General features: G+C 64.1%; 18 protein-coding genes. 16 read left to right on the top strand and 2 right to left on the bottom strand.

Features of this window, described 5'->3' with window-relative positions:
• The 6 genes from infB to B7E02_RS07155 form a co-directional block, all read left to right on the top strand.
• Nucleotides 1-2,082: translation initiation factor IF-2 (infB, locus tag B7E02_RS07130; protein WP_245802216.1), on the top strand; the 2,082-nt coding region annotated here is incomplete at its 5' end.
• Nucleotides 2,083-2,295: 213 nt separating this feature from the next.
• Entirely contained in the window at nt 2,296-2,742 is a 447-nt protein-coding gene (gene rbfA, locus B7E02_RS07135) for a 30S ribosome-binding factor RbfA (RefSeq protein ID WP_080794514.1), read from the top strand.
• Nucleotides 2,743-2,744: 2 nt separating this feature from the next.
• Nucleotides 2,745-3,740 carry a DHH family phosphoesterase gene (locus B7E02_RS07140; RefSeq protein ID WP_080794516.1) on the top strand — a complete coding sequence of 332 codons (996 nt, stop codon included), beginning with the start codon at nt 2,745-2,747 and terminating at the stop codon, nt 3,738-3,740.
• Nucleotides 3,737-5,068, top strand: coding sequence for an MATE family efflux transporter (locus B7E02_RS07145; protein ID WP_080794517.1), 1,332 nt, complete (start codon nt 3,737-3,739; stop codon nt 5,066-5,068). Before B7E02_RS07140 ends, B7E02_RS07145 begins: the two co-directional genes overlap by 4 nt.
• 110 nt (nt 5,069-5,178) lie before the next feature.
• Nucleotides 5,179-5,985 (top strand): metallophosphoesterase family protein, encoded by an 807-nt coding sequence (locus tag B7E02_RS07150; protein ID WP_080796837.1) that lies wholly within the window; start codon nt 5,179-5,181, stop codon nt 5,983-5,985.
• A complete protein-coding gene (locus B7E02_RS07155) occupies nt 5,975-6,631 on the top strand; it encodes a 4'-phosphopantetheinyl transferase family protein (protein WP_080794519.1) in 657 nt (218 codons plus the stop codon). Before B7E02_RS07150 ends, B7E02_RS07155 begins: the two co-directional genes overlap by 11 nt.
• Nucleotides 6,632-6,640: 9 nt before the next feature.
• On the opposite strand, the gene truB is transcribed toward B7E02_RS07155, so the two are convergent.
• The gene (gene truB / locus B7E02_RS07160) at nt 6,641-7,534 is read right to left on the bottom strand and encodes a tRNA pseudouridine(55) synthase TruB (protein WP_080794521.1); all 894 of its coding nucleotides are present in this window, start codon (nt 7,532-7,534) and stop codon (nt 6,641-6,643) included.
• 32 nt (nt 7,535-7,566) lie between these two features.
• On the opposite strand from truB, the gene B7E02_RS07165 reads away from it, so the two are divergent.
• The 4 genes from B7E02_RS07165 (at nt 7,567) to B7E02_RS07180 (ending at nt 12,506) form a co-directional block, all read left to right on the top strand.
• Nucleotides 7,567-8,595 (top strand): bifunctional riboflavin kinase/FAD synthetase, encoded by a 1,029-nt coding sequence (locus tag B7E02_RS07165; protein ID WP_080794522.1) that lies wholly within the window; start codon nt 7,567-7,569, stop codon nt 8,593-8,595.
• A 51-nt stretch (nt 8,596-8,646) separates the two neighbouring features.
• The gene (locus B7E02_RS07170) at nt 8,647-9,606 is read left to right on the top strand and encodes a nucleoside hydrolase (RefSeq protein ID WP_080794524.1); all 960 of its coding nucleotides are present in this window, start codon (nt 8,647-8,649) and stop codon (nt 9,604-9,606) included.
• Nucleotides 9,607-9,780: 174 nt separating this feature from the next.
• Nucleotides 9,781-10,050: a 30S ribosomal protein S15 gene (gene rpsO / locus B7E02_RS07175; protein ID WP_080794526.1), complete on the top strand. Its 270-nt coding sequence runs from the start codon at nt 9,781-9,783 to the stop codon at nt 10,048-10,050.
• A gap of 194 nt (nt 10,051-10,244) precedes the next feature.
• On the top strand, nt 10,245-12,506 hold the full coding sequence (locus B7E02_RS07180; RefSeq protein ID WP_080794528.1) for a polyribonucleotide nucleotidyltransferase: 2,262 nt from the start codon (nt 10,245-10,247) through the stop codon (nt 12,504-12,506).
• Nucleotides 12,507-12,544: 38 nt separating this feature from the next.
• Here the strand turns inward: B7E02_RS07180 and B7E02_RS07185 are convergent, their stop codons facing one another.
• A complete protein-coding gene (locus B7E02_RS07185) occupies nt 12,545-13,189 on the bottom strand; it encodes an AMIN-like domain-containing (lipo)protein (protein ID WP_080794531.1) in 645 nt (214 codons plus the stop codon).
• Nucleotides 13,190-13,357: 168 nt separating this feature from the next.
• On the opposite strand from B7E02_RS07185, the gene dapB reads away from it, so the two are divergent.
• From dapB to B7E02_RS07215, 6 genes are all read left to right on the top strand, one after another.
• Nucleotides 13,358-14,104: a 4-hydroxy-tetrahydrodipicolinate reductase gene (gene dapB, locus B7E02_RS07190; RefSeq protein WP_080794534.1), complete on the top strand. Its 747-nt coding sequence runs from the start codon at nt 13,358-13,360 to the stop codon at nt 14,102-14,104.
• Between the two features lie 48 nt (nt 14,105-14,152).
• Nucleotides 14,153-14,905, top strand: coding sequence for an FAD-dependent thymidylate synthase (thyX, locus tag B7E02_RS07195; RefSeq protein WP_080794538.1), 753 nt, complete (start codon nt 14,153-14,155; stop codon nt 14,903-14,905).
• A gap of 94 nt (nt 14,906-14,999) precedes the next feature.
• Nucleotides 15,000-15,905, top strand: a complete 906-nt coding sequence (gene dapA, locus B7E02_RS07200; protein WP_080794540.1) for a 4-hydroxy-tetrahydrodipicolinate synthase — start codon at nt 15,000-15,002, stop codon at nt 15,903-15,905.
• Between the two features lie 2 nt (nt 15,906-15,907).
• Nucleotides 15,908-18,013, top strand: coding sequence for a ribonuclease J (locus B7E02_RS07205; RefSeq protein ID WP_080794542.1), 2,106 nt, complete (start codon nt 15,908-15,910; stop codon nt 18,011-18,013).
• A gap of 66 nt (nt 18,014-18,079) precedes the next feature.
• Nucleotides 18,080-18,715 (top strand): TIGR03085 family metal-binding protein, encoded by a 636-nt coding sequence (locus B7E02_RS07210; RefSeq protein WP_080794545.1) that lies wholly within the window; start codon nt 18,080-18,082, stop codon nt 18,713-18,715.
• 213 nt (nt 18,716-18,928) lie between these two features.
• Nucleotides 18,929-21,673: an FtsK/SpoIIIE family DNA translocase gene (locus tag B7E02_RS07215; RefSeq protein ID WP_080794549.1), complete on the top strand. Its 2,745-nt coding sequence runs from the start codon at nt 18,929-18,931 to the stop codon at nt 21,671-21,673.
• Nucleotides 21,674-21,897 lie beyond the last annotated feature (224 nt).

Raw genomic sequence — 21,897 nt, forward strand, 5'->3', positions numbered from 1 at the left:
ACTGCGGTTCGGTCCGCCCTGGCCGCCGCCCTGACTACCGGAGTTACCGCCACGACCGCGGGTACCCGCGGTCGTGGCGGTAACTCCGGTAGTCAGGGCGGCGGCCAGGGCGGACCGAACCGCAGTGGTGGAGCAGGTCGCGGCGGTCGTCGTGGCGGCACCGCAGGCGCTTTCGGACGCCCCGGTGGCGCGCCGCGTCGTGGACGTAAGTCGAAGCGTCAGAAGCGCAACGAATACGAATCAATGCAGGCGCCGAACGTCATCGGTGGCGTCCGCCTGCCCGACGGACAGGGCGCGGTCCTGCGCCTGGCACGAGGGGCGTCGCTGGCGGACTTCGCCGACAAGATCGGTGCGGATGCCGCAGCTCTCGTGCAGGCACTGTTCAACCTGGGCGAAATGGTCACGGCAACGGCGTCCGTCTCCGACGAGACGCTGACCCTGCTCGGTGAGGAGATGAACTACAAAGTTGAGGTCGTCTCCCCCGAGGATGAGGACCGCGAGCTCCTGGAGAGCTTCGACCTGCAGTTCGGTGAGGACGAGGGTGGGGTCGAGGACCTCGCCAAGCGTCCCCCGGTGGTCACCGTCATGGGTCACGTCGACCACGGCAAGACCCGACTCCTTGATACGATCCGTAAGTCAAACGTCGGTTCCGACGAGGCGGGCGGCATCACCCAGGGCATCGGTGCGTACCAGGTCAAGGTCGATGTTGAGGGCGCCGAGCGCACCATCACCTTCCTTGACACCCCCGGTCACGAGGCCTTCACGGCCATGCGTGCCCGTGGTGCCAAGGCGACCGATATTGCGGTGCTCGTTGTGGCCGCCGACGACGGGGTCATGCCGCAGACAGTGGAGGCGATCAACCATGCGAAGGCCGCTGATGTGCCGATCGTGGTCGCGGTGAACAAGATCGACAAGCCGGGCGCCTCACCGGAGAAGATCCGCGGACAGCTCACCGAGTACGGTCTCGTGCCCGAGGAGTACGGTGGCGACACCATCTTCGTCGACATCTCGGCCAAGCAGAACCTCCACATTGATGAACTGCTCAGCGCCATCTGCCTCACAGCGGATGCGCAGCTGGACCTGGTTGCCAACCCGGACATGGACGCCCAGGGTATCGCCATCGAGGCGCACCTGGACCGCGGTCGGGGCCCGGTGGCCACCGTCATCGTCCAGCGAGGAACCCTGCGCGTCGGCGACTCGATCGTCGCAGGCGACACCTACGGCCGCGTGCGTCGCATGGTCGATGAGTATGGTCGTGACGTCGAGGAGGCGGGTCCGTCCCGCCCCGTGCAGATGCAGGGTCTCAGTGGCGTCCCCGGCGCCGGTGACAACCTGCTCGTGGTCGAGGATGACCGCATGGCGCGTCAGATCGCCAACCAGCGTAACGCCCGCAGGCGCAACGCACTGGCCGCCAAGACCCGCAAGCGCGTCTCCCTCGAGGATCTGGATGCTGTTCTGCAGGAACACAGCACCCTCAACCTCATCCTCAAGGGCGACAACGCCGGCTCCGTGGAGGCACTGGAGGAGGCACTGCTCAAGATCGACGTGGACGACGAGGTTCAGCTGAACATCATCGACCGTGGCGTCGGTGCGGTGACCCAGACCAACGTATCGCTGGCCGCGGCCTCCGATGCGGTGATCATCGCCTTCAACGTCCGCGCCGAGGGCAAGGCCACCGAGGAGGCCAACGCCGAGGGGGTCGATGTCCGCTACTACACCGTCATCTACCGCGCCATCGAAGAGGTCGAGGCGGCCCTCAAGGGTCTGCTCAAGCCGATCTATGAGGAGCGTGAGGTCGGCCGGGCCGAGGTCCGTGCGATCTTCAAGGCTTCCGCCGTCGGTCTCATCGCCGGCTGTATGGTCGAGGACGGAAAGATGCGCAGGAATGCCAATGTTCGCATCATCCGCGATGGCAATGTCATCGCGCCGAATGCGAAGATCGAGTCCCTGCGCCGCGAGAAGGATGATGTCACCGAGGTCTCCGCAGGTTATGAATGCGGTATGGTCCTGTCCTACCCGGATATCCAGGTCGGCGACAAGATCGAGGCCTTCGAGCAGGTAGAGGTTCCCCGCGAATCCTAGCCCGCTGCTGCAGGATCAGAGGGTGGGCCGTGTCCCGGGCGCAGTTGGCGTCCGGGACACGGCCCACCCTCCGTCCGTCTGAACCGCTCCGGCGAGCGGCGCAGCGGATGGTGATTTGGCACCCTCCACCCGAGGTCTTATCAAAGCCGGGGTGACACAGGGTAGAATTTTCAGGTATTGCAAAGACCGTGAGTTTATAAGGAGGGGTCCGACATGGCGGATAACGCACGCGCAGCCCGAATGGCAAAGCGCATTCAAACCATCGTCGCCAGCGCCATCGAGGGCGAGATCAAGGACCGACGACTGGAATTCGTCACGGTCACCGACGTCACCATGACCGGTGACCTGCATGACGCCACGGTTTTCTACACCGTCCGCGGTGCCACCATCGAGGACGCCCCGGACACCGACGCCGCGGCGGAGGCACTCCATCGTGCCCGTGGACAACTCCGAAAGATCGTCGGTGAGCAGCTGGGGGTTCGTTTTACCCCGACGCTGACGTTCAGACTGGACACCGTTCCGGAGGCCTCGGCTCACATGGAGGCATTGTTGGAACGAGCACGCGCCCGCGATGAGGAACTGGCCAGGCTGAAGGAATCAGCCACACCCGCCGGGGCGGCGAATCCCTACAAGACCGACGTCACGGAAGAGGTCCAGTAGGGGTGCTTGAGCACGAGGAGAGCCGGCCGGCTTCCGAGCTGGTCGCAGCCGCGGACACCATCGCCGTCGTGGGGCATCTGCGTCCCGATGCCGATGCCGTGGGCAGTATCTGTGCCACGGTCGCGGCCATGCGGCAGCTCGGCAAGAATGCCCGGGGCTATATCGGCGAACTGGAGCCGATGCCCGAGAACCTGCGCAGCCTGCCGGGATCGGAAGAAGTGGAGATGCGGGAATCCCTGCCGGACACCGACCTGGTCATCGTCGTCGATTGCGGTTCCCGTGAGCGGACCGGAAGCTTTGAAAAGGACATCGACAGGTTGCGTGACCGTGTGATCGTCGTCGATCACCATGCGACGAATCCGGGTTTCGGTGCGGTGAATCTGATCCAGCCCGAGGCCGAGTCCACGACGACGATCCTCAACGACTGGTTCGGGGATCTTTCCGTCCAGCTCACCCCGGAAATCGCCCACTGCCTGTACGCGGGGCTGCTCACCGACACCGGGTGTTTCCGGTGGGGTCGCCCGGTCATGCACGACATGGCCAAGCAGATGATGGAGTATGGGCTGGATATCCGCGCGATTTCCGCGGATCTCATCGACAACACCTCCATCGAGAACCTTCGCCTGGTGGGAAGAATCATCTCGCGCATCGAGATGCGCCAGGCCGGCCCCTACAAGCTCGCGGTGCTCGTCGCCGATTATGACACCATCAACGGGGAGTCCCGTGCGGCCGTGGAGAGCCTCATTGAAACGGTGCGCTCGGTTCAGGGAGCTGACTTCGGGGCGGTGTTCAAGGAGTACGAACCCGGCGTGTTCACTGTATCCCTGCGCTCGACCCATTTGAGTGTCGGTTCACTCGCGGTCCATCTCGGCGGCGGCGGGCACATCCCGGCAGCGGGATACACCGCACGCGGCACCGAGCTGGAGGCACTTGACACCCTCATCGACGCCGTGGTTGAGCTGGGTGAATCGATGCGGAGTTCAATGGTCGCCCGATGACCGTGCCGCGGGGTGATCGCCTGGACGAACCCGTCGAGGTGGGTGCGCGACAGATCCTCGGATTGGCGCTCCCCGCTCTCGCGGTCCTTGCCGCGATGCCGCTCTACCTTCTCCTCGATACCGCGGTGGTCGGACGGCTCGGAGGCCTCGAGCTCGCAGCACTGGGTGCGGCGACGACGATCCAGGCACAGGTGACCACGCAGTTGACTTTTCTGTCCTATGGCACGACGGCCAGGTCGGCGCGGCTGTTCGGCGCGGGGGATAGAAGGGGTGCGGTCGCGGAGGGGGTCCAGGCAACCTGGGTCGCCCTGTTCACGGGACTCGGAATTGCCGCCGTAATCCTGATCTGCGCCCCCGTGTTCACGCTGTGGTTGAGCGGCGATGACATCGTGGCCTCGGAGTCGGCCAGGTGGCTGCGGACCGCCGCCATCGCGATCCCCTTCATCCTGATCATCATGGCCGGAAACGGCTGGCTACGCGGGATTCAGAACACCAGGCTGCCGTTGTACTTCACACTCGCCGGGGTGGTCCCCGGCGCGGTGCTGATCCCATACATGGTCGGACATTTCGGGCTCGTCGGCTCCGCATGGGCCAATGTCATCGCCGAGGCGATAACCGCGAGCCTCTTCCTCATCGCCCTGGTCCGCCACCACTCGGGTGACTGGCGGCCGCGCTGGAGCGTGATGAGCAAGCAGCTCATCCTCGGCAGGGACCTGATTCTGCGATCACTGTCCTTCCAGGTTGCCTTCCTCTCTGCGGCCGCGGTGGCCGCACGTTTCGGCACCGCGTCACTCGCCGCCCATCAGGTGATGCTTCAACTGTGGAACTTCATCACCCTCGTCCTGGATTCGCTTGCGATAGCGGCCCAGACGCTCACCGGTGCGGCACTGGGCAGATCCTCCACGGCCGTGGCGCGGAAGGTTGGAATCCGGGTGATCAGCTATTCGCTGGTCTTCGCCCTGGTTCTCGGGGCCGTCTTCGCCACCCTGCATTCGATCATCCCGCGAATCTTCACCTCCGACCCGGAGGTTCTCGCAGCCATCGCCGAACCATGGTGGATCATGATCGCCATGATCATCGCTGGTGGTGTGGTCTTCGCCATCGACGGTGTTCTCCTCGGAGCCTCCGACGCGGTGTTCCTGCGCAATGCCTCCATCATCGCGGTGCTCGGGGGCTTCCTGCCCGGGGTGTGGCTGTCCTATGTGCTCGACGCAGGACTCACCGGGGTGTGGTTCGGGCTGCTGGCGTTCATCATCATCCGGCTGCTGGCGGTGGTGTGGCGCTTCCTTTCCATGCGCTGGGCCAGGTCAGGGGCGCGCCTTGGTTGAACCACCGGTGTGACCAGCACATTCCGGAGTTCACGGCCGTGGCAGGCATAATGGGTGAAGGCCGCACGGAATTCGGGGTGCGGTCCCCGGACGAGAATGTGGAGGTGCATGTGACCACGACGTTGTGGGCGGTTGCTGATCTTCATGCAGCGGTGAAGGCGAACGCCGATCCGATCGCCAACATCCATCCGAAGGATCCTTCGGACTGGCTGATCGTCGCAGGCGATGTCGCCGAACGGACCGAGCTTGTCCTGGCGGTGCTCGCCCGGCTCCGCCAGCGTTTCGCCAAGGTCATCTGGGTTCCCGGAAACCACGAGTTGTTTTCCCGTTCCGCCGACCGCTACCAGGGCAGGGACAAGTACACCGAGCTGGTCGAGGGCTGCCGCAAAATCGACGTGCTCACGCCTGAAGACCCGTATCTGACATTCGGCGGGGTCACCATCGTGCCGCTGTTCACCCTCTACGACTATTCCTTCAGACGCCCCGGGTTCACCGTCGAGCAGGCGGTCCAGGCGGCCCGTGACCGCCAGGTGATGATGACCGATGAGTTCTCCATCGCCCCCTTCGTGGACATCCGCGCGTGGTGCTGGGACCGCCTCGCCTATTCCATCAAACGCCTGAGCAAGATCAGCGGGCCGACGATCCTGATCAACCACTGGCCGCTGATTGTGGAACCCACGAGGAAGATGCGGTGGCAGGAACTGGCACTGTGGTGCGGCACCAGGCACACCCGCGGCTGGGCCGAGAGGTACAACGCGCAGGCCGTGATCTACGGACACCTGCACATTCCGGGTGTCACCGAGATCAACGGAATCAGACACATCGAGGTCTCCCTGGGCTATCCGCGCGAGTGGGAGCAATGGGGGGAGGGCCACGTCTGGCCCTATCCCGTCATGGAGGTCGGCAATGCTCGATGAGTCGCTGTTTCCCTCCTCGGCGCGCTTCGCCTCCATGCGCACGGGCGGCGCCGGGCCCGATCTGGAGCATTTCAACCATCTGCACCCCCTTGAAAAGGCCCTGGTCGCGCATTCCGTGGACATCCGTAAGTCGGAGTTCGGCGACGCACGCTGGTGCGCACATCAGGCACTGAAGGAACTCGGGCGTGACGGTGGTGATCCCATCCTCCGGGGCGAGCGCGGAATGCCGCTGTGGCCCTCGGCCGTTTCCGGATCGCTGACCCACACCGACGGTTTCCGGGCCGCGGTCGTCGCACCGCGGCTCCTGGTCCGATCAATGGGACTCGACGCCGAGCCGGCGGAGCCGCTCCCCGAGGGTGTGCTCGGGTCGATCGCCAGGGTGGGGGAGTTGCCCCAGCTCAAGCGAATGGAGGAATCGGGGCTGCACTGCGCGGACCGACTTCTGTTCTGCGCGAAGGAGGCAACCTACAAGGCCTGGTTCCCGCTCACGCACCGCTGGCTGGGCTTTGAGCAGGCGGAGATTGATCTCCGCGACGATGGCACCTTCGTCTCCTATCTGCTGGTCAGACCAACCCCGGTACCCTTCATTTCGGGACGGTGGGCGCTGCGGGACGGTTTCGTCATCGCGGCCACCTCGGTGACCTGAACAACCGGTTCAAAGGGTGCTGGGCCGGGCGACGAATACGGTGGCCAGCCGTTTGCCCTTCTCCTCCACGAGTGCGATGGCGCGACCCGAGGGGGTCCGGGCCGCGTGCACACCACGCAGTCCGCGCGGTTCCAGCCATTTTCCCATGGAAAGCGCCAGCCCCTCCTCCTCGGAGATATCCAGCACGGGGTAGGTGCGCGTGAGTGCCTCGTCCAGGGTGAGTGACAGCCGGGCCTTCTCCTGCAGCTCCGCCAACGGGATGGAATCGTCCAGGGTGAACGGGCCGACCTCGGTGCGCCGAAGAGCGGTAAGGTGCCCACCGACCCCGAGAGCCTCACCGAGATCACGGGCCAGGGAACGGATGTAGGTACCCGAGGAGCAGTGCACCCGCACGTCGATGTCGTAGGCGGTGCCGGATCGCCTGCGTCCGAGCACCTCAAAGGCCGTCACCGTCACCGGTCGTGCGGGTATGTCCACCTCCTCGCCCGCGCGAACGCGCTCGTGGGCGCGTTTCCCATCAATCCTGATGGCACTGACCCGCGCCGGTTTCTGCATGATCTCGCCCGTGAGGGCACCGATCGCAGCGTCGATGGAGGCGTCGTCAAGCGTTGAGGCGTCCGCTCTGGTGAGCGTGTCCCCCTCGGCATCATCGGTGGTGGTGGACTCTCCGAGACGGATGGTCGCGTCATAGGCCTTGGTAGAGGCGATCAGGTGCGCCAGGAAGCGGGTACCGCGTTCGATACCGATGACCAGCACTCCGGTGGCCATGGGATCGAGGGTGCCGGCGTGCCCCACCCTCCGGGTGGAGAAGGCGCGGCGGAGCCTCGACACCACATCATGGGATGTCATGCCGGCCGGCTTGTCCACGATTACGAGTCCTGGGCTTAGGGCGGGATCATTCATGTCGGATAAGTGTATGCCGTAATCTGGTGCGCGTGGATATTTGGTGTGGTTTGAAGGAAGTGCCCGACGATCTGAGGGGATCTGTCGTCACCATCGGCGTCTTCGACGGGGTGCACAGGGGGCACCAGACACTCATGCGGCGTGCCGTCAGGAAGGCACGAGAGCTGGGTGTTCCCTGCGTAATGGTCACCTTCGACCCGCATCCGATCTCGGTGTTTCTGCCGGGCAGGCAACCCACGCAGCTGGCGCCCATCGACTACCGTCTGCACCTCGCCGGTGAGCAGGGCATCGACGCCGCACTGGTCATTGACTTCACCCGCGAGCTGGCGGGCCTGTCCGCCGAGGACTACTTCACCACCATGCTCGTAAAAACTCTCCATGCACGGGCGGTGGTGGTGGGGGAGAACTTCACCTTCGGTGCCGACGGGAGCGGAACCGATGAAACGATGAGGCGCCTGGGAGCGCTTCACGGCGTCGATGTGGAGATCATGCCGCTGGTGCATGATCAGGGCATCTGCATCTGTTCCTCCCTGGTGCGCGAGTATCTCGCCCACGGCGAGATCGAACGCGCCAATTGGGCACTTGGCAGACGGTACGCGGTGCGCGGCGAGGTGGTGCGCGGCGCCGGTCGTGGAGGAAAGGAACTCGGCTATCCCACGGCCAACCTCTACTTTCCCGAATCGGTGGCGCTGCCTGCGGACGGTGTCTACGCGGGGTGGTTCACCATCACCGATGACAGGGCGATAGACCGGGACATCTCGCGGGACATCGATGGTGACATGGTCCCCGGGATACGCTATCCCTCCGCGATCTCGGTGGGAACCAACCCCACCTTCGGAGATGAACGACGCAGCGTCGAGGCCTTCGTCATCGACCGGGACGCCGATCTCTATGGACACCACGTGATGGTCGAGTTCGTCGGACACCTGCGCGAGATGGTCAGATTCAACGGTGTGCGGGACCTGCTCGATGCGATGGCGCGCGATGTATCCAAGGCCCGCGAGATTCTCGGGCACGACGAGAAGCTGCTGAAGGCTGATGCGCAGCTGCCTCCCGCCTAATATGGGCGGGCGGAAGAACACCACAATGCTTTGGGAAGGGCACGGCTTAAAATGAGCAAGAAGGCAATTCTGGATCTGGACACGGGCATCGATGACGCCCTCGCACTGGCCTATGCGCTGGGTTCTCCCGAGCTGGAGGTCATCGGTATCACCGCAACCTACGGCAACGTCCTCGTGGAGACCGGCGCGGCCAACGACCTGGCGCTGCTCGACCTGTTCGGCGCCGGGGACGTCCCGGTCTACCTGGGTGAGCCGCACGCGAGCACCCGCAGCGGCTTCGAGGTCCTGGAGATCTCCGCGTTCATCCACGGAGAGAACGGAATCGGTGGGGTCGAACTCGCCCCCTCCGGCTCCGAGCCGCGTCAGGGTGCGGTTGACTTCCTCATCGAATCCGTGCGGGAGCACGGCGACGACCTTGTGATCATCGCCACCGGCCCGATGACCAACCTCGCTGCGGCCGCAGCGAAGGATCCCGACTTCGTGGACGCCGCGAGGATCGTGATCATGGGAGGTGCGCTCACCGTTCCCGGCAATGTCAGCCCCTGGGCGGAGGCCAACATCAACCAGGATCCCGATGCCGCCAACGACTTGTTCCGTTCCGGGGCCGATGTCACCATGATCGGCCTCGATGTGACCCTGCAGACACTGTTGACCAGGGAGCACACCGCGCAGTGGCGAGAGCTGGGCACTCCGGCGGCGCTCGCGCTCGCGGACATGACCGACTACTACATCAAGGCCTATGAAACCACGGCCCCGCATCTGGGTGGGTGTGGCCTCCACGATCCGCTCGCCGTCGGGGTCGCGGTCGATCCGAGCCTGGTCACCCTGCTCCCTATCAACCTCAAGGTGGATGTGGAGGGGCCGACGCGCGGGCGCACCATCGGCGACGAGGAGCGTCTCAACGATGCCCACCGCACCTCGCGTGCCGCTGTCGCGGTCGATGTGGATCGTTTCCTCACCGAGTTCATGAGGAGGATCGGCAACGTCGCGCGGGGGGCCGTGACCACCTAGCTCATCATCTCCCACGGGCCAGCGAAGTGGTGCCTTTTGGGTGCTCAGGGCCGGAGGTGGTAAAGTAACTGACGGTTTTGCGACTGCGGTCCGCAGCAGTTGCACGGCGACGAACCCGCACCTGGGTGCGGGTGGAACATTTCTTGCGGACTGAAATAACTCTAGGAGAACCCCATGGCTCTGACTTCCGAGCAGAAGAAGTCCATCCTGTCCGAGTACGGCCTTCACGAGACCGATACCGGCTCCCCCGAGGCGCAGGTGGCCATGCTCACCTTCCGCATCAATAGCCTGACCGAGCACCTGAAGTCCCACAAGCACGACCACCACTCACGTCGTGGCCTGCTGCTTCTGGTTGGTCGCCGTCGTGGCCTGCTCAAGTACCTGGCCGACAACAACGTCGACCGCTACCGTGATCTGATCGCACGCCTCGGCCTGCGTCGATAATTCACAGCAGAACAGACAACCGCCCTCTCCCTCCGGGAAGGGCGGTTGTCTGTTTTTCCGGGGAGCGCGGTAGCGCTTCGACTCGGGTAACGCGCGGATAGCTGATAGAATGGCCCCCGTTGCAAAACACACCGGATATTCGACGGCACCGACGATCGTCGAGCAGAACTAAACGAGAGGAGAACTATTCGCTTATGAGCGATGTTCAGTATTTCGAGGACACCGATTTCGGCCTGACAGAAGCCGTGGCCACCATCGACAACGGTGACTTCGGAACCCGCACCATCCGTTTTGAGACCGGCCAGCTCGCACGTCAGGCCGATGGTGCAGTGACCACCTATCTTGATGATGACACGATGCTGCTGGCAACCACCACCGCATCCAACCAGCCCCGGGAGGGCCTGGACTTCTTCCCCCTGACCGTCGATGTGGAAGAGCGCATGTACGCCGCCGGTCGCATCCCCGGTTCATTCTTCCGCCGTGAGGGTCGACCCTCCACCGAGGCCATCCTGGCCTGCCGCCTCATCGACCGCCCGCTGCGACCGACCTTCGTCAAGGGTCTTCGCAATGAGGTCCAGATTGTGATCACCGTACTCTCGGTCGATCCCAAGGATTACTACGATGTCCTTGCGATCAACGGCGCCTCGGCGGCCACCCGCATCTCAGGCCTGCCGGTCTCCGGCGCGGTCGGCGGTGTCCGCATGGCACTGGTTGTGGACGAGAAGCACCCGGAGGGGCAGTGGGTCGCCTTCCCCACGGCCGACCAGCACGCCCAGTCCGTGTTTGAACTCGTCGTCGCCGGTCGTCTGGTGCAGCGCAAGCAGGGACGCAAGACCGTCAACGACGTCGCCGTGATGATGGTGGAGGCGGGTGCCTCCGAGACCGTCGTCGAGCGGATCGCGGAAGGCGCTCCGGCGCCCACCGAGGCGATCGTCTCGCAGGGACTCGAGGCTGCCAAGCCCTTCATCGAGATTCTCTGCCGTGCGCAGGAGGGCCTGGCACAGCGTGTGGCCAAGGAGCCCAGGCAGTTCCCCCTGTTCCCGGCATTCACCGATGAGGTTTTTGCCGCCGTCGAGCGCAAAGCGAGCAAGAAGCTCGCCAAGCTGCTGACCATCAAGGGTAAGCAGGAGCGTGACGACGCCACCAATGAGTACATGGCACAGATCGAAGCGGAGCTTCGTGGACAGTTCCTGTCCGAGTACGAGTCGGCGGAGACGGCCTCCAAGGAGATCCGTGCGGCCTTCAACACCGTGATGAAGCAGATTGTGCGCCGGATGATCCTCACCGACCACTTCCGCATCGATGGTCGCGGCACCACCGATATCCGCGACCTCGGCGTGGAGGTCGAACTGATCCCGCGCGCCCACGGCTCCTCACTCTTCGAGCGCGGCGAGACCCAGATCCTCGGCGTGACCACCCTGGACATGCTGAAGATGGAGCAGCAGATCGACTCCCTGTCGCCGGTGGATTCCAAGCGGTACATGCACCACTACAACTTCCCGCCGTACTCCACGGGTGAGACCGGCCGCGTCGGTTCCCCCAAGCGACGCGAGATCGGTCACGGCGCACTCGCCGAGCGGGCCGTCCTTCCGGTGATCCCCTCCCGCGAGGACTTCCCCTATTCGATCCGTCAGGTCTCCGAGGCACTGGGTTCCAACGGTTCTACCTCCATGGGGTCCGTCTGCGCCTCGGTGCTCTCGCTGTACAACGCCGGCGTGCCATTGAAGGCTCCGGTCGCAGGTATCGCCATGGGGCTCGTTTCCGGTGAGGTGGACGGCAAGACCGAGTATGTCGCACTGACCGATATCCTCGGCGCCGAGGACGCCTTCGGCGACATGGACTTCAAGGTCGCGGGCACCGCCGATTTCATTACCGCACTGCAGCTGGACACCAAGCTCGACGGCATCCCCTCCTCGGTCCTCTCCGACGCTCTGGATCAGGCCCGTGATGCCCGCATCACCATCCTGCAGACGATGGCGGAGGTCATCGACGGCCCCGATGAGATGAGCGAGTTCGCACCGCGTATCACCACCGTGTCCATCCCCGTGTCCAAGATCGGCGAACTGATCGGACCCAAGGGCAAGAACATCAACGCCCTCACCGAGGAGACCGGAGCGAACATCTCCATCGAGGATGATGGAACCGTGTTCATCTCCGCCTCCTCCGGGGAGGCCGCGGAGGCCGCGATAGAAAAGATCAACGCGCTGGCCAATCCCCAGCTGCCGAAGGTCGGGGAGCGATTCCTCGGGACCGTGGTCAAGACCACCGCCTTCGGTGCCTTCGTGTCGCTTCTGCCCGGTAGGGACGGACTCGTCCACATCTCCAAACTCGGTGATGGTCGCCGGGTGGAGAAGGTCGAGGACGTGGTCAAGGTCGGTGACAAGATCCAGGTTGAGATCGCTGACATCGACAACCGCGGGAAGATCTCCCTCGTCCCGGTTGTCGAGGAGGACTAGGGGAATCCGGCCCCCGGTCACTGCCCGGTGGTCACTGTTCAGCCCCTGCGATCGACGATGTCGATGACCACCCTGGTCGGATCCTTGAGCAGGGTGACCGAATAGTCGGCCGGGGTTCCGGTGATACCGATGACCACCTGGGCCCGGGCCTCAAAAATGCTGGTCAAAGCAACCTCTTCGACGATGCCCGACCCGGGGAGGTTTCCGATGTCCATACCGGGTTCAAGGGCGTCATCCGGGTAGGCGATCCCCTCGATGCCGATATCGAGGAAGGATTCTCCCGCCACATCTACGGGAAGACCGGAGGCCTGCTGCAGGGGTTCATCGGTGTAGGTGGTCCACCAGCCGGGTGTTCCGCTGCCGGCGACATCGACCACCACTCTGGTGAAGCCCTCGTGACCCGCGACCCGGATCCCGGTGATAGACATGTCGTTCATCCCGGAGGGGACCTGTTGCTTGTCCTGGAGGTCCGGTGAACCCAGGGGTGGCACGGGTTTCGCCGTCTCGGTTGGGGAAGGTGTTGTGGGAGCTGCCGAGGACGAGGCGTTGGCGGTGGCCGTCGTCGTTGTCGTCGATGGGCTGGAATCTGCATCCTCCTGGCCCTGACCGCCCCCCGCGCAGGCGTTGAGCAGCATAACGACGGAAACCAACGACACTCCGAGGAATATTCGTGTGGCTCTCATATCTGCAGCCTATCGGCCATCCGCCGTCCCGAACAGTGGGTGGGAACGGAATGTGGCCCAATTGTGATGGCGGGGATACCGCATCGGCGTCGCTGTGCATCGAGGTGTCAGGGAGTGTCTATGCTAGGTGGAGGCACATGAACGGGCTGTTGATTAAAGGAGCTGTAGATGGGAATCAGGGTTGGAGTGCTCGGGGCACAGGGACGGGTCGGACAGACCATCGTCCGCGCGGTTAAGGAGGCCGATGATCTGGAACTGGTCGCCGAGATCGATCACGGCGGTGAACTGCAGCTGCTGGTGGACAGCGGCGCCGAGGTGATTGTTGATTTCACAACGCCGGGTGCGGTCATGGCGAATCTTGAATTCTGCATCAGCAACGGCATCTCCGCGGTGGTCGGCACCACGGGTTTCACTGCGGAACGCCTGGCTCAGGTGCGCAACTGGGTGGAGGGAAAGCCGGATGTCGGCGTCCTCATCGCCCCGAACTTCGCCATCTCCGCAGTGCTGACCATGGTGTTCTCCAAACAGGCCGCCCGATTCTTTGAATCGGTCGAGGTTATCGAGCTGCACCACCCCAATAAACTCGACGCACCGTCGGGAACCGCGGTCCACACGGCGGAGGGCATCGCGCAGGCACGTCGTGAAGCGGGAATGGGCCCGCAGCCCGATGCCACTGAGCAGGGGCTCGAGGGTGCACGCGGGGCCGACGTCGACGGCATCCCCGTGCACGCTGTCCGGATGTCCGGGATGGTGGCGCATGAGGCGGTGATCTTCGGTACGCAGGGTCAGACCCTGACCATCAAGCAGGACTCCTATGACCGCAATTCCTTCGCTCCCGGGGTGCTCATGGGCGTTCGCAGGATTTCCGAGCACAAGGGCCTGACGGTGGGACTCGAGAACTATCTCGGGCTGTAGCGCCGCGGGCCAGAAGAAGAACCGAGTATTCCAAGGAGCAGATTCAGCGTGGCAGAACCGGTCGAACTCAGCGTGGACATGATTGCGTGCACGGCCTTCACCCCGCCTCCGTCGGTGGACTGGACCACCGACGCCACCGGGGCGGAAGCCCTGGTGGAATTCGCGGGGCGGGCGTGTTACGAGACCTTCGACAAACCGAATCCCCGGACCGCATCCAATGCGGCCTATATCCGGCACATCATGGAGGTCGGTCACATGGCTCTGCTCGAGCACGCGAGCGCGACGATGTACCTGCGCGGCATTTCGCGTTCCGCCTCCCATGAGCTGATCCGGCACCGTCACTTCTCCTTCTCCCAGCTGTCGCAGCGTTTCGTCCACACCGGGCAGCCGGAGGTGATCATTCCCGATTTGATCGCCGAGGATGAGGAGCTGCGCGAGATGTTCCTGCGAACGATGGATGAAACCCGTTTCGCCTACAATGAACTGCTCGCGGCTCTCGAAGAGAAGCTCGCCGGGGAACCCAACGCACTTCTGCGCAAGAAGCAGGCGCGCCAGGCGGCGAGGGCGGTCCTGCCTAACGCCACGGAATCGCGCATCGTCGTCAGTGGAAACTTCCGCTCGTGGCGGCACTTCATCGGCATGCGCGCCAGCGAGCACGCCGATGTGGAGATCCGTGCCGTCGCGGTCGCCTGTCTGGAGAAACTGAAGGAATCCGCACCCGTGGTCTTCGGGGATTTCGAGATTGAGGTACTGCCGGACGGCTCACGGATGGCAACCAGCCCGTACGTGACCGATTTCTAGAAAGCCCGGTTTTCAGCGAATCTGAGTAAAGGAAGCTCACCATTAGTGGGGTAGGTGAGCCCGAATGTAGAGGGAACAGGTAATCTTGGTGACCATGAGCACAGGTTTAACAGCGAAGACCGGAGTCGAGCACTTCGGCACTGTCGGAGTGGCGATGGTCACCCCGTTCACGGAAACAGGATTGTTGGATGTCGCGGCGGGACGTCGCCTTGCTGCGCATCTGGTGGACAACGGTGTGGATTGTCTCGTCCTCGCCGGAACCACCGGTGAGTCGCCGACGACGACGGTTGCTGAGAAACTGGAGCTGCTCAAGGCTGTGCGGGAGGAGGTCGGGCAACGCGCACGGATCATCGCCGGCGCCGGAACCAACAGCACCGCGACCTCCATCGAACTGGCCAGGGCGTCCGCGGAGGCCGGGGCGGACGGACTTCTCGTGGTCACCCCCTACTACTCGAAGCCGAGCCAGGAGGGGCTGTTCCGCCACTTCACCGCTGTCGCCGAGGCGACGAGCCTCCCGATCTGCCTCTATGACATCCCCGGCCGCTCCGCTATTGCGATAGAATCTGATACGATTAAGCGTCTAAGCGAGTTGCCCACCATAATGGCGGTGAAAGACGCCAAGGGTGATCTCGTCGCAGCGGCGCATCTTATCCGGGAGACCGGCCTCGCCTGGTACTCGGGAGATGATCCACTCAACCTTCCCTGGCTGGCACTGGGAGGGTCCGGGTTCATTTCCGTTATCGGACATGTGGCACCACAGGCTCTGCGCGAGCTGTACACAAGCTTCGAGGAAGGCGACCTCGCCCGTGCGCGGGAAATAAACGCCACACTATCCCCGCTGGTAGCTTCCCAGGCTCGCCTGGGTGGAGTCAGCATGGCAAAGGCTGCTCTGCGTCTGCAGGGTATTGAAACCGGAGATCCCCGACTTCCGATCATCGCTCCGACGGAGCAGGAGATCGAGGACCTCCGAGCCAACATGATCACATCTGGAGTTTTATAAATATGAATGAATCCCGCAATCGCGCCCGGAAGGTCACCCGCAAGGCCGGCCCACCGGAGGCCGGCCAGGACGCACACGTGGAAACTCCGGTTTTCCAGGCGCCCGAGGTATCGGCCGTCCAGGGATCGGAAGACGTGCAGGCCACCGGGAACGACAACCGGGACTCCACATCCGAGGACTCGGCCAAGTCCGGAAGCGGCAACCGCACCCGCAGTAATTCCAACCGCCGGGGCGGTCGCAACCGCCGCGGAGCCGGAAACGGCGGACAGGGCGGACACGGTGGCCAAGGTGGCCAGGGCAACGGTCATACAAGTGGAAACCAGGGTCGCGGCCGGCGCAACGTGGTCAAGTCCATGCAGGGCGCCGATCTGACCCAGCGTCTGCCCGAGCCGCCGAAGGCACCCGCAGGTGGACTGCGCATCTACGCACTCGGTGGTATCTCCGAGATCGGCCGTAACATGACCGTCTTCGAGTACAACAATCGTCTGCTCATCGTCGATGCCGGAGTCTTGTTCCCCTCTTCCGGAGAGCCGGGCGTGGATCTGATCCTGCCCGATTTCGGTCCCATTGAAAACCACCTGCACCGGGTCGAGGCACTCGTGGTTACCCACGGGCACGAGGACCACATCGGCGCGATTCCGTGGCTGCTCAAGCTGCGTCATGATCTTCCGATCATCGGTTCCCGCTTCACGCTCGCGCTCATCGCAGCCAAGTGCAAGGAACACCGTCAGCGTCCCAAGCTGATCGAGGTCAACGAGAAGTCGAACGAGGACCGCGGCCCCTTCAACATCCGTTTCTGGGCCGTCAACCACTCCATTCCGGACTGCCTCGGCCTCGCCATCAAGACCGGTGCCGGCTTGGTCATCCACACCGGTGACATCAAACTGGACCAGACCCCCACGGACGGACGTCCCACCGACCTTCCCGCCCTCTCCCGCTTCGGCGACGAGGGTGTGGACCTGATGCTGTGCGATTCCACCAACGCCACCACCCCGGGCGTCTCCGGTTCCGAGGCCGAGGTGGCCCCGACGCTCAAGCGCCTGGTCACCGAGGCGAAGCAGCGCGTGATCATCGCGTCCTTCGCCTCCAACGTCTACCGGGTCCAGGCTGCCGTCGACGCCGCCGTGGCGGCCAACCGCAAGGTTGCCTTTAACGGCCGTTCGATGATCCGTAACATGGAGATCGCGGAGAAACTGGGCTACCTCAAGGCGCCGCGCGGCACGATCGTATCCATGGATGACGCCGCCCGGCTCGCACCGCACAAGGTGGTTCTGATCACCACCGGTACCCAGGGCGAGCCCATGGCGGCGCTGTCGCGCATGGCACGCCGCGAACACCGCCAGATCACCGTCCGTGACGGCGACCTGATCATTCTGTCCTCATCGCTGGTCCCCGGCAATGAGGAGGCGGTGTTCGGAGTGATCAACATGCTCGCCCAGATTGGCGCGACCGTGGTCACCGGACGGGATGCGAAGGTGCACACCTCCGGCCACGGCTACGCCGGTGAGCTGCTCTTCCTCTACAACGCCGCACGTCCGAAGAACGCCATGCCGGTCCACGGCGAATGGCGCCACCTGCGGGCGAACAAGGAACTGGCGATCTCCACCGGAGTCAACCGGGAGAACGTTGTTCTCGCGCAGAACGGCGTGGTGGTGGATCTGGTCAACGGTCGCGCATCGGTCGTCGGTCAGATCGCCGTGGGTAACCTTTACGTCGACGGCGTCACCATGGGTGACATCGACGCTGATATTCTCGCCGACCGCACCTCCCTCGGTGAGGGTGGACTGATCTCGATCACCGCCGTCATCGATAACCGTACCGGCCGACTGCTCGAGCGTCCCCGCGTGGAGACCACGGGATTCTCCGAGGACTCCAAGGCGATGATGCCCGAGGTCACGGAACTGGCCGAGGTCACCATGAACGATCTCGCCGCCGAAGGGGAGAATGACCCCTACCGCATGGTGCAGCAGCTGCGCCGCAAGCTGTCGCGTTTCGTCGAGCAGAAGTGGAAGCGCCAGCCGGTGATCATGCCCACCGTCATCCCGATGACCGCCGACAACGCAAGCATCGATGATGATGATGTGCGCGCCTCGAGGGAATCCCTCTAGGGATTTTCACATCGGGTCGACATGGACCCCAGCCACGGGCCGACTTTTCGGCCTAGGCTGGGGTCCATGACTTTTTCCTCCATCGAGCGTGCCGGGCTGGCGCAGCTCTTTCACCTCAAGGGTCCGGATGCGCCGACGCTGTGCGAGGGGTGGACCACCAGGGATCTCGCCGCGCACCTGTGGGTGCGTGAGCACCATACCGCCGCGCAGCTGGGGCAGCGGATGGCGGTATTGTCCAACCTCCTGGAAAAGCGCACCGATGAGGCGCTCGCGCGGGACTTTGATGAACTCGTCGATGCGTGGGCCGCTGGACCACGGGGACTGAATCCCTGGCGGCTGCTGGATCCGGTGGCGAACTCGTTGGAACATTTCATTCACCATGAGGATGTCCGGCGCGGCGGGTGGGCACCCGGGGACCCCGTCGCCTCCAGGGAGCTGCCGAGGGAATATGAACAGATCCTGCACAGGACAATATCTCTCATCGGCTCGCGGATCCTCGCGCCGACGGTGCCGGTGATCCTGTTACCGGAGGGACTGCCGCGGATCGTCATCGGTGACAAGCCCGGCGTTGCGGAGCACGGGGACGACGTTGTGCGTATCGACGCCCCGATGGGCGAACTGGCACTGTGGGTGTGCGGTCGCGATGCGGTCGACGTCGCCGTCTCCGGTTCCGGGGAGGCCATCGTGCGATCGGGACTCTAAGAATTCTGGAACTTCCCGCGTGGGGCAGCTGTGAATAGTGTGGTTCAAGCGACTAGTGTTGGGGCCATGACTGTCAGGAATGGTGCACCCAAGCGTGCAGGCTCACGATCATCCGGAAAGTCGACGGGTCCCGGGGCGGCAGCACCCAGGAGTAAATCGCGACCGACGGGAAAGAAGGCGAACGGCGCTGAGACGCAGGCCTTCACCGCATCGATGACCTCACGCCGCGCCGCGGAGACCTCCGGGGAGAGGACCGGAAGTGCGCTCCGTGCAGTCGGTGGCGGTATCGGAAGCATGTTCAGTGCCACCGCGGGTGGGGTGGGCCGGCTGGCCCGATCCATCGGTGGCCGCAATGCACATGAGGACGGTGATGACCGGACACCGGAGTCCGTGGATGTGGACGTGGACAACGAACAGCCCGCCGGTGGCTTCATGGACGATCACTCCGACGGCGTCGCCCTCAGCCTGATCGGCACCGCTATCGTGCTGGGTGCGGCGGTGTGGTTCGGCGTGGGAGGACCGGTGGGAACCTTCATCGCCGACATCGTCCATTTCGTGGTCGGTGCGGGCGCATGGGTCCTGCCCCCGGCGTTGATCGCCGCGGCTGTCGCGCTGATGCTCAACTACACACCCGAGCGTTCCGCCCGCCTCCGGGTCGGAATCGGTGCGGCGCTGATCATCGTGTGCATGCTGGCACTGATTCACCTCTTCGCCGGAAACCCCGCCGACTGGGCGGAACGCAGATCGGCGGGCGGAGCCGTCGGTGCCTGGGTCGGGACCCCGCTCGCCCTGGGATTCAGCATCTACCTCGCCGTTCCCATCCTCGTGCTGATTCTTTTCTATGGTGCGCTCAAAGCCACCGGGATCACCATCCGCGAGTTCGGATCCTTCATCGCCGCCGGCGCGAAGGGCAGGTCGGAGGATGACGGTGCCGATGATCTCTACGCCCATGTCGATGAGGATCTGGAGGATCGTGCAGCCGGACGCGAGCCGGTTCGTCCCCCCTACACCCCGCCTGCGCCACGGCGGACGCCTCCCGTGTCGGTGCCACGCAGAGCGGCCGCGTCCCTGGACAACTACCCCGCGGACGCTCCGGAGGTCCCGGCGGCGGGGGCGTCGACAAGCAGTCAGCGTTCCCTATTCAGCGCACCTGAACCCGTGCGGACCCCGTCGGTGACGGAAACCGATGAATTCCCGGCGGTGGCGGGGGAGCAGCCCCAACCGGATGCGGTCGCCGCATCAAGGGAGAACCTGCGCAGGGCGATCATCGAGCGTTCCGGTGTCGACCCCGTGGCGGCCTCGACTCCGAGGAAACCCGAGCCCGCCCCCGCGGTCGTGCGAGACGGTGACAGCACCTATGTCCTCCCCAGCGCCGATCTGCTGATTCCCGGGGCGCCCGCGAAGACGCGCTCCGATGCCAATGACCGGATGATTGAGGCGATCGCCGATGTCTTCCGTGAGTTCAACATCGATGCCACCGTCACCGGGTTCTCCCGCGGGCCGACCGTGACCCGCTACGAAATCGAGCTCGGACCCGGGGTCAAGGTCTCCAAGATCACCAATCTGCAGTCCAACATCGCCTATGCCGTGGCCACCGAGAACGTCCGGCTACTGACCCCCATCCCCGGAAAATCAGCGGTGGGAATCGAGGTCCCGAACACCGACCGCGAGATGGTTCGTCTCGGTGACGTGCTCAACGCCCCGGTGACCGTGGACAACAAGGACCCGATGCTCGTAGGTCTGGGCAAGGACATCGAGGGTGACTTCGTGTCCTACTCGGTGCAGAAGATGCCCCACCTTCTCGTCGCGGGTTCGACCGGCTCGGGTAAGTCCGCATTTGTCAACTCCCTGCTGGTGTCCCTGCTCACCCGCGCCCGCCCCGAGGAGGTCCGCCTGATCCTGGTGGATCCGAAGATGGTGGAGCTGACACCCTATGAGGGTATTCCCCATCTGATCACACCGATCATCACGCAGCCGAAGAAGGCGGCGGCGGCGCTGCAGTGGTTGGTCGAGGAGATGGAACAGCGCTACATGGACATGAAGCAGACGCGTGTCCGCCACATCAAGGACTTCAACCGGAAGATCAAGAGCGGTGAGATCATCACCCCTCCGGGATCCCAGCGGGAGTACCGCGAGTATCCCTACATCGTATGTGTCGTCGACGAGCTCGCCGATCTGATGATGACCGCACCCAAGGAGATCGAGGAGTCGATCGTACGTATCACCCAGAAGGCGAGGGCCGCCGGTATCCACCTGGTACTGGCCACGCAGCGTCCGTCCGTGGACGTGGTAACGGGTCTGATCAAGACCAATGTGCCCTCGAGACTGGCCTTCGCCACCTCCTCGCTGACCGATTCACGGGTCATTCTCGATCAGGGCGGTGCGGAGAAGCTGATCGGTATGGGTGACGCACTCTTCATCCCCCAGGGCGCGGGTAAACCCCAGCGCATCCAGGGTGCCTTTGTCACCGATGAGGAGATCCAGGCAGTGGTGGAGTCGGCCAAGGCCCAACGCGAGCCCGAGTACGCCGAGGGTGTCACGGAGGAAAAGGCCTCCGAGTCGAAGAAGATCGACGCAGACATCGGTGATGATCTCGACGATCTTCTCGAGGCCGTCGAGCTGGTGGTCACTTCACAGATCGGCTCCACCTCAATGCTGCAGCGCAAGCTGCGCATCGGTTTCGCCAAGGCGGGACGACTGATGGATCTGATGGAGACGCGCGGCGTGGTCGGCCCCTCCGAGGGGTCCAAGGCGCGCGAGGTGCTGGTCAAGCCCGAGGAGCTGGAGACAATCCTGTGGATGCTCAAGGGTGCGGACCCCGCGGACGCCCCCAGGGAGGAGGAATGGGAGGACGCGCCCGCCGGGGAGGAGAAGGACTCCGGTTCCGATTTCACAGTCGCCGCCGAGGATTCGCACACCTCGCAGGTGACCGCCAACCCGACGCAGGGGAGCTTCTGAGCCGGAGACGCGGGTGCCATCCCGCCGCCGGAGTCTGGCGTTGGCGGCGAAGTTAGGCTAGTGTGGCTTTTCGTAATGGAGGGGAGTACCCCGGTTACGACATTGATCGTCAACACGGCAATCGCGCATTTCCGCCAGATGGAGGTGCGGTGAGGATTCCCGGTCATGTCGGCTCATCTGTTCCTGGGTGGGGGAGACCTCCGGTTCTTCATCAACGACCGAGA

It is taken from the genome of Corynebacterium pacaense, assembly GCF_900169525.1.
In the GTDB taxonomy this organism is placed as follows: Bacteria; Actinomycetota; Actinomycetes; order Mycobacteriales; family Mycobacteriaceae; genus Corynebacterium; species Corynebacterium pacaense.

Excerpts from the sequence above, each read along its gene's own strand:
- rpsO (WP_080794526.1), top strand. The coding sequence starts at position 9,781 with ATGGCTCTGACTTCCGAGCAGAAGAAGTCCATCCTGTCCGAGTACGGC.
- dapB (WP_080794534.1), top strand. The coding sequence starts at position 13,358 with ATGGGAATCAGGGTTGGAGTGCTCGGGGCACAGGGACGGGTCGGACAG.
- truB (WP_080794521.1), bottom strand. The coding sequence starts at position 7,534 with ATGAATGATCCCGCCCTAAGCCCAGGACTCGTAATCGTGGACAAGCCG.
- B7E02_RS07155 (WP_080794519.1), top strand. The coding sequence starts at position 5,975 with ATGCTCGATGAGTCGCTGTTTCCCTCCTCGGCGCGCTTCGCCTCCATG.
- B7E02_RS07145 (WP_080794517.1), top strand. The coding sequence starts at position 3,737 with ATGACCGTGCCGCGGGGTGATCGCCTGGACGAACCCGTCGAGGTGGGT.
- B7E02_RS07170 (WP_080794524.1), top strand. The coding sequence starts at position 8,647 with ATGAGCAAGAAGGCAATTCTGGATCTGGACACGGGCATCGATGACGCC.
- rbfA (WP_080794514.1), top strand. The coding sequence starts at position 2,296 with ATGGCGGATAACGCACGCGCAGCCCGAATGGCAAAGCGCATTCAAACC.
- B7E02_RS07210 (WP_080794545.1), top strand. The coding sequence starts at position 18,080 with ATGACTTTTTCCTCCATCGAGCGTGCCGGGCTGGCGCAGCTCTTTCAC.
- dapA (WP_080794540.1), top strand. The coding sequence starts at position 15,000 with ATGAGCACAGGTTTAACAGCGAAGACCGGAGTCGAGCACTTCGGCACT.
- B7E02_RS07205 (WP_080794542.1), top strand. The coding sequence starts at position 15,908 with ATGAATGAATCCCGCAATCGCGCCCGGAAGGTCACCCGCAAGGCCGGC.
- B7E02_RS07180 (WP_080794528.1), top strand. The coding sequence starts at position 10,245 with ATGAGCGATGTTCAGTATTTCGAGGACACCGATTTCGGCCTGACAGAA.
- B7E02_RS07215 (WP_080794549.1), top strand. The coding sequence starts at position 18,929 with ATGACCTCACGCCGCGCCGCGGAGACCTCCGGGGAGAGGACCGGAAGT.
- B7E02_RS07185 (WP_080794531.1), bottom strand. The coding sequence starts at position 13,189 with ATGAGAGCCACACGAATATTCCTCGGAGTGTCGTTGGTTTCCGTCGTT.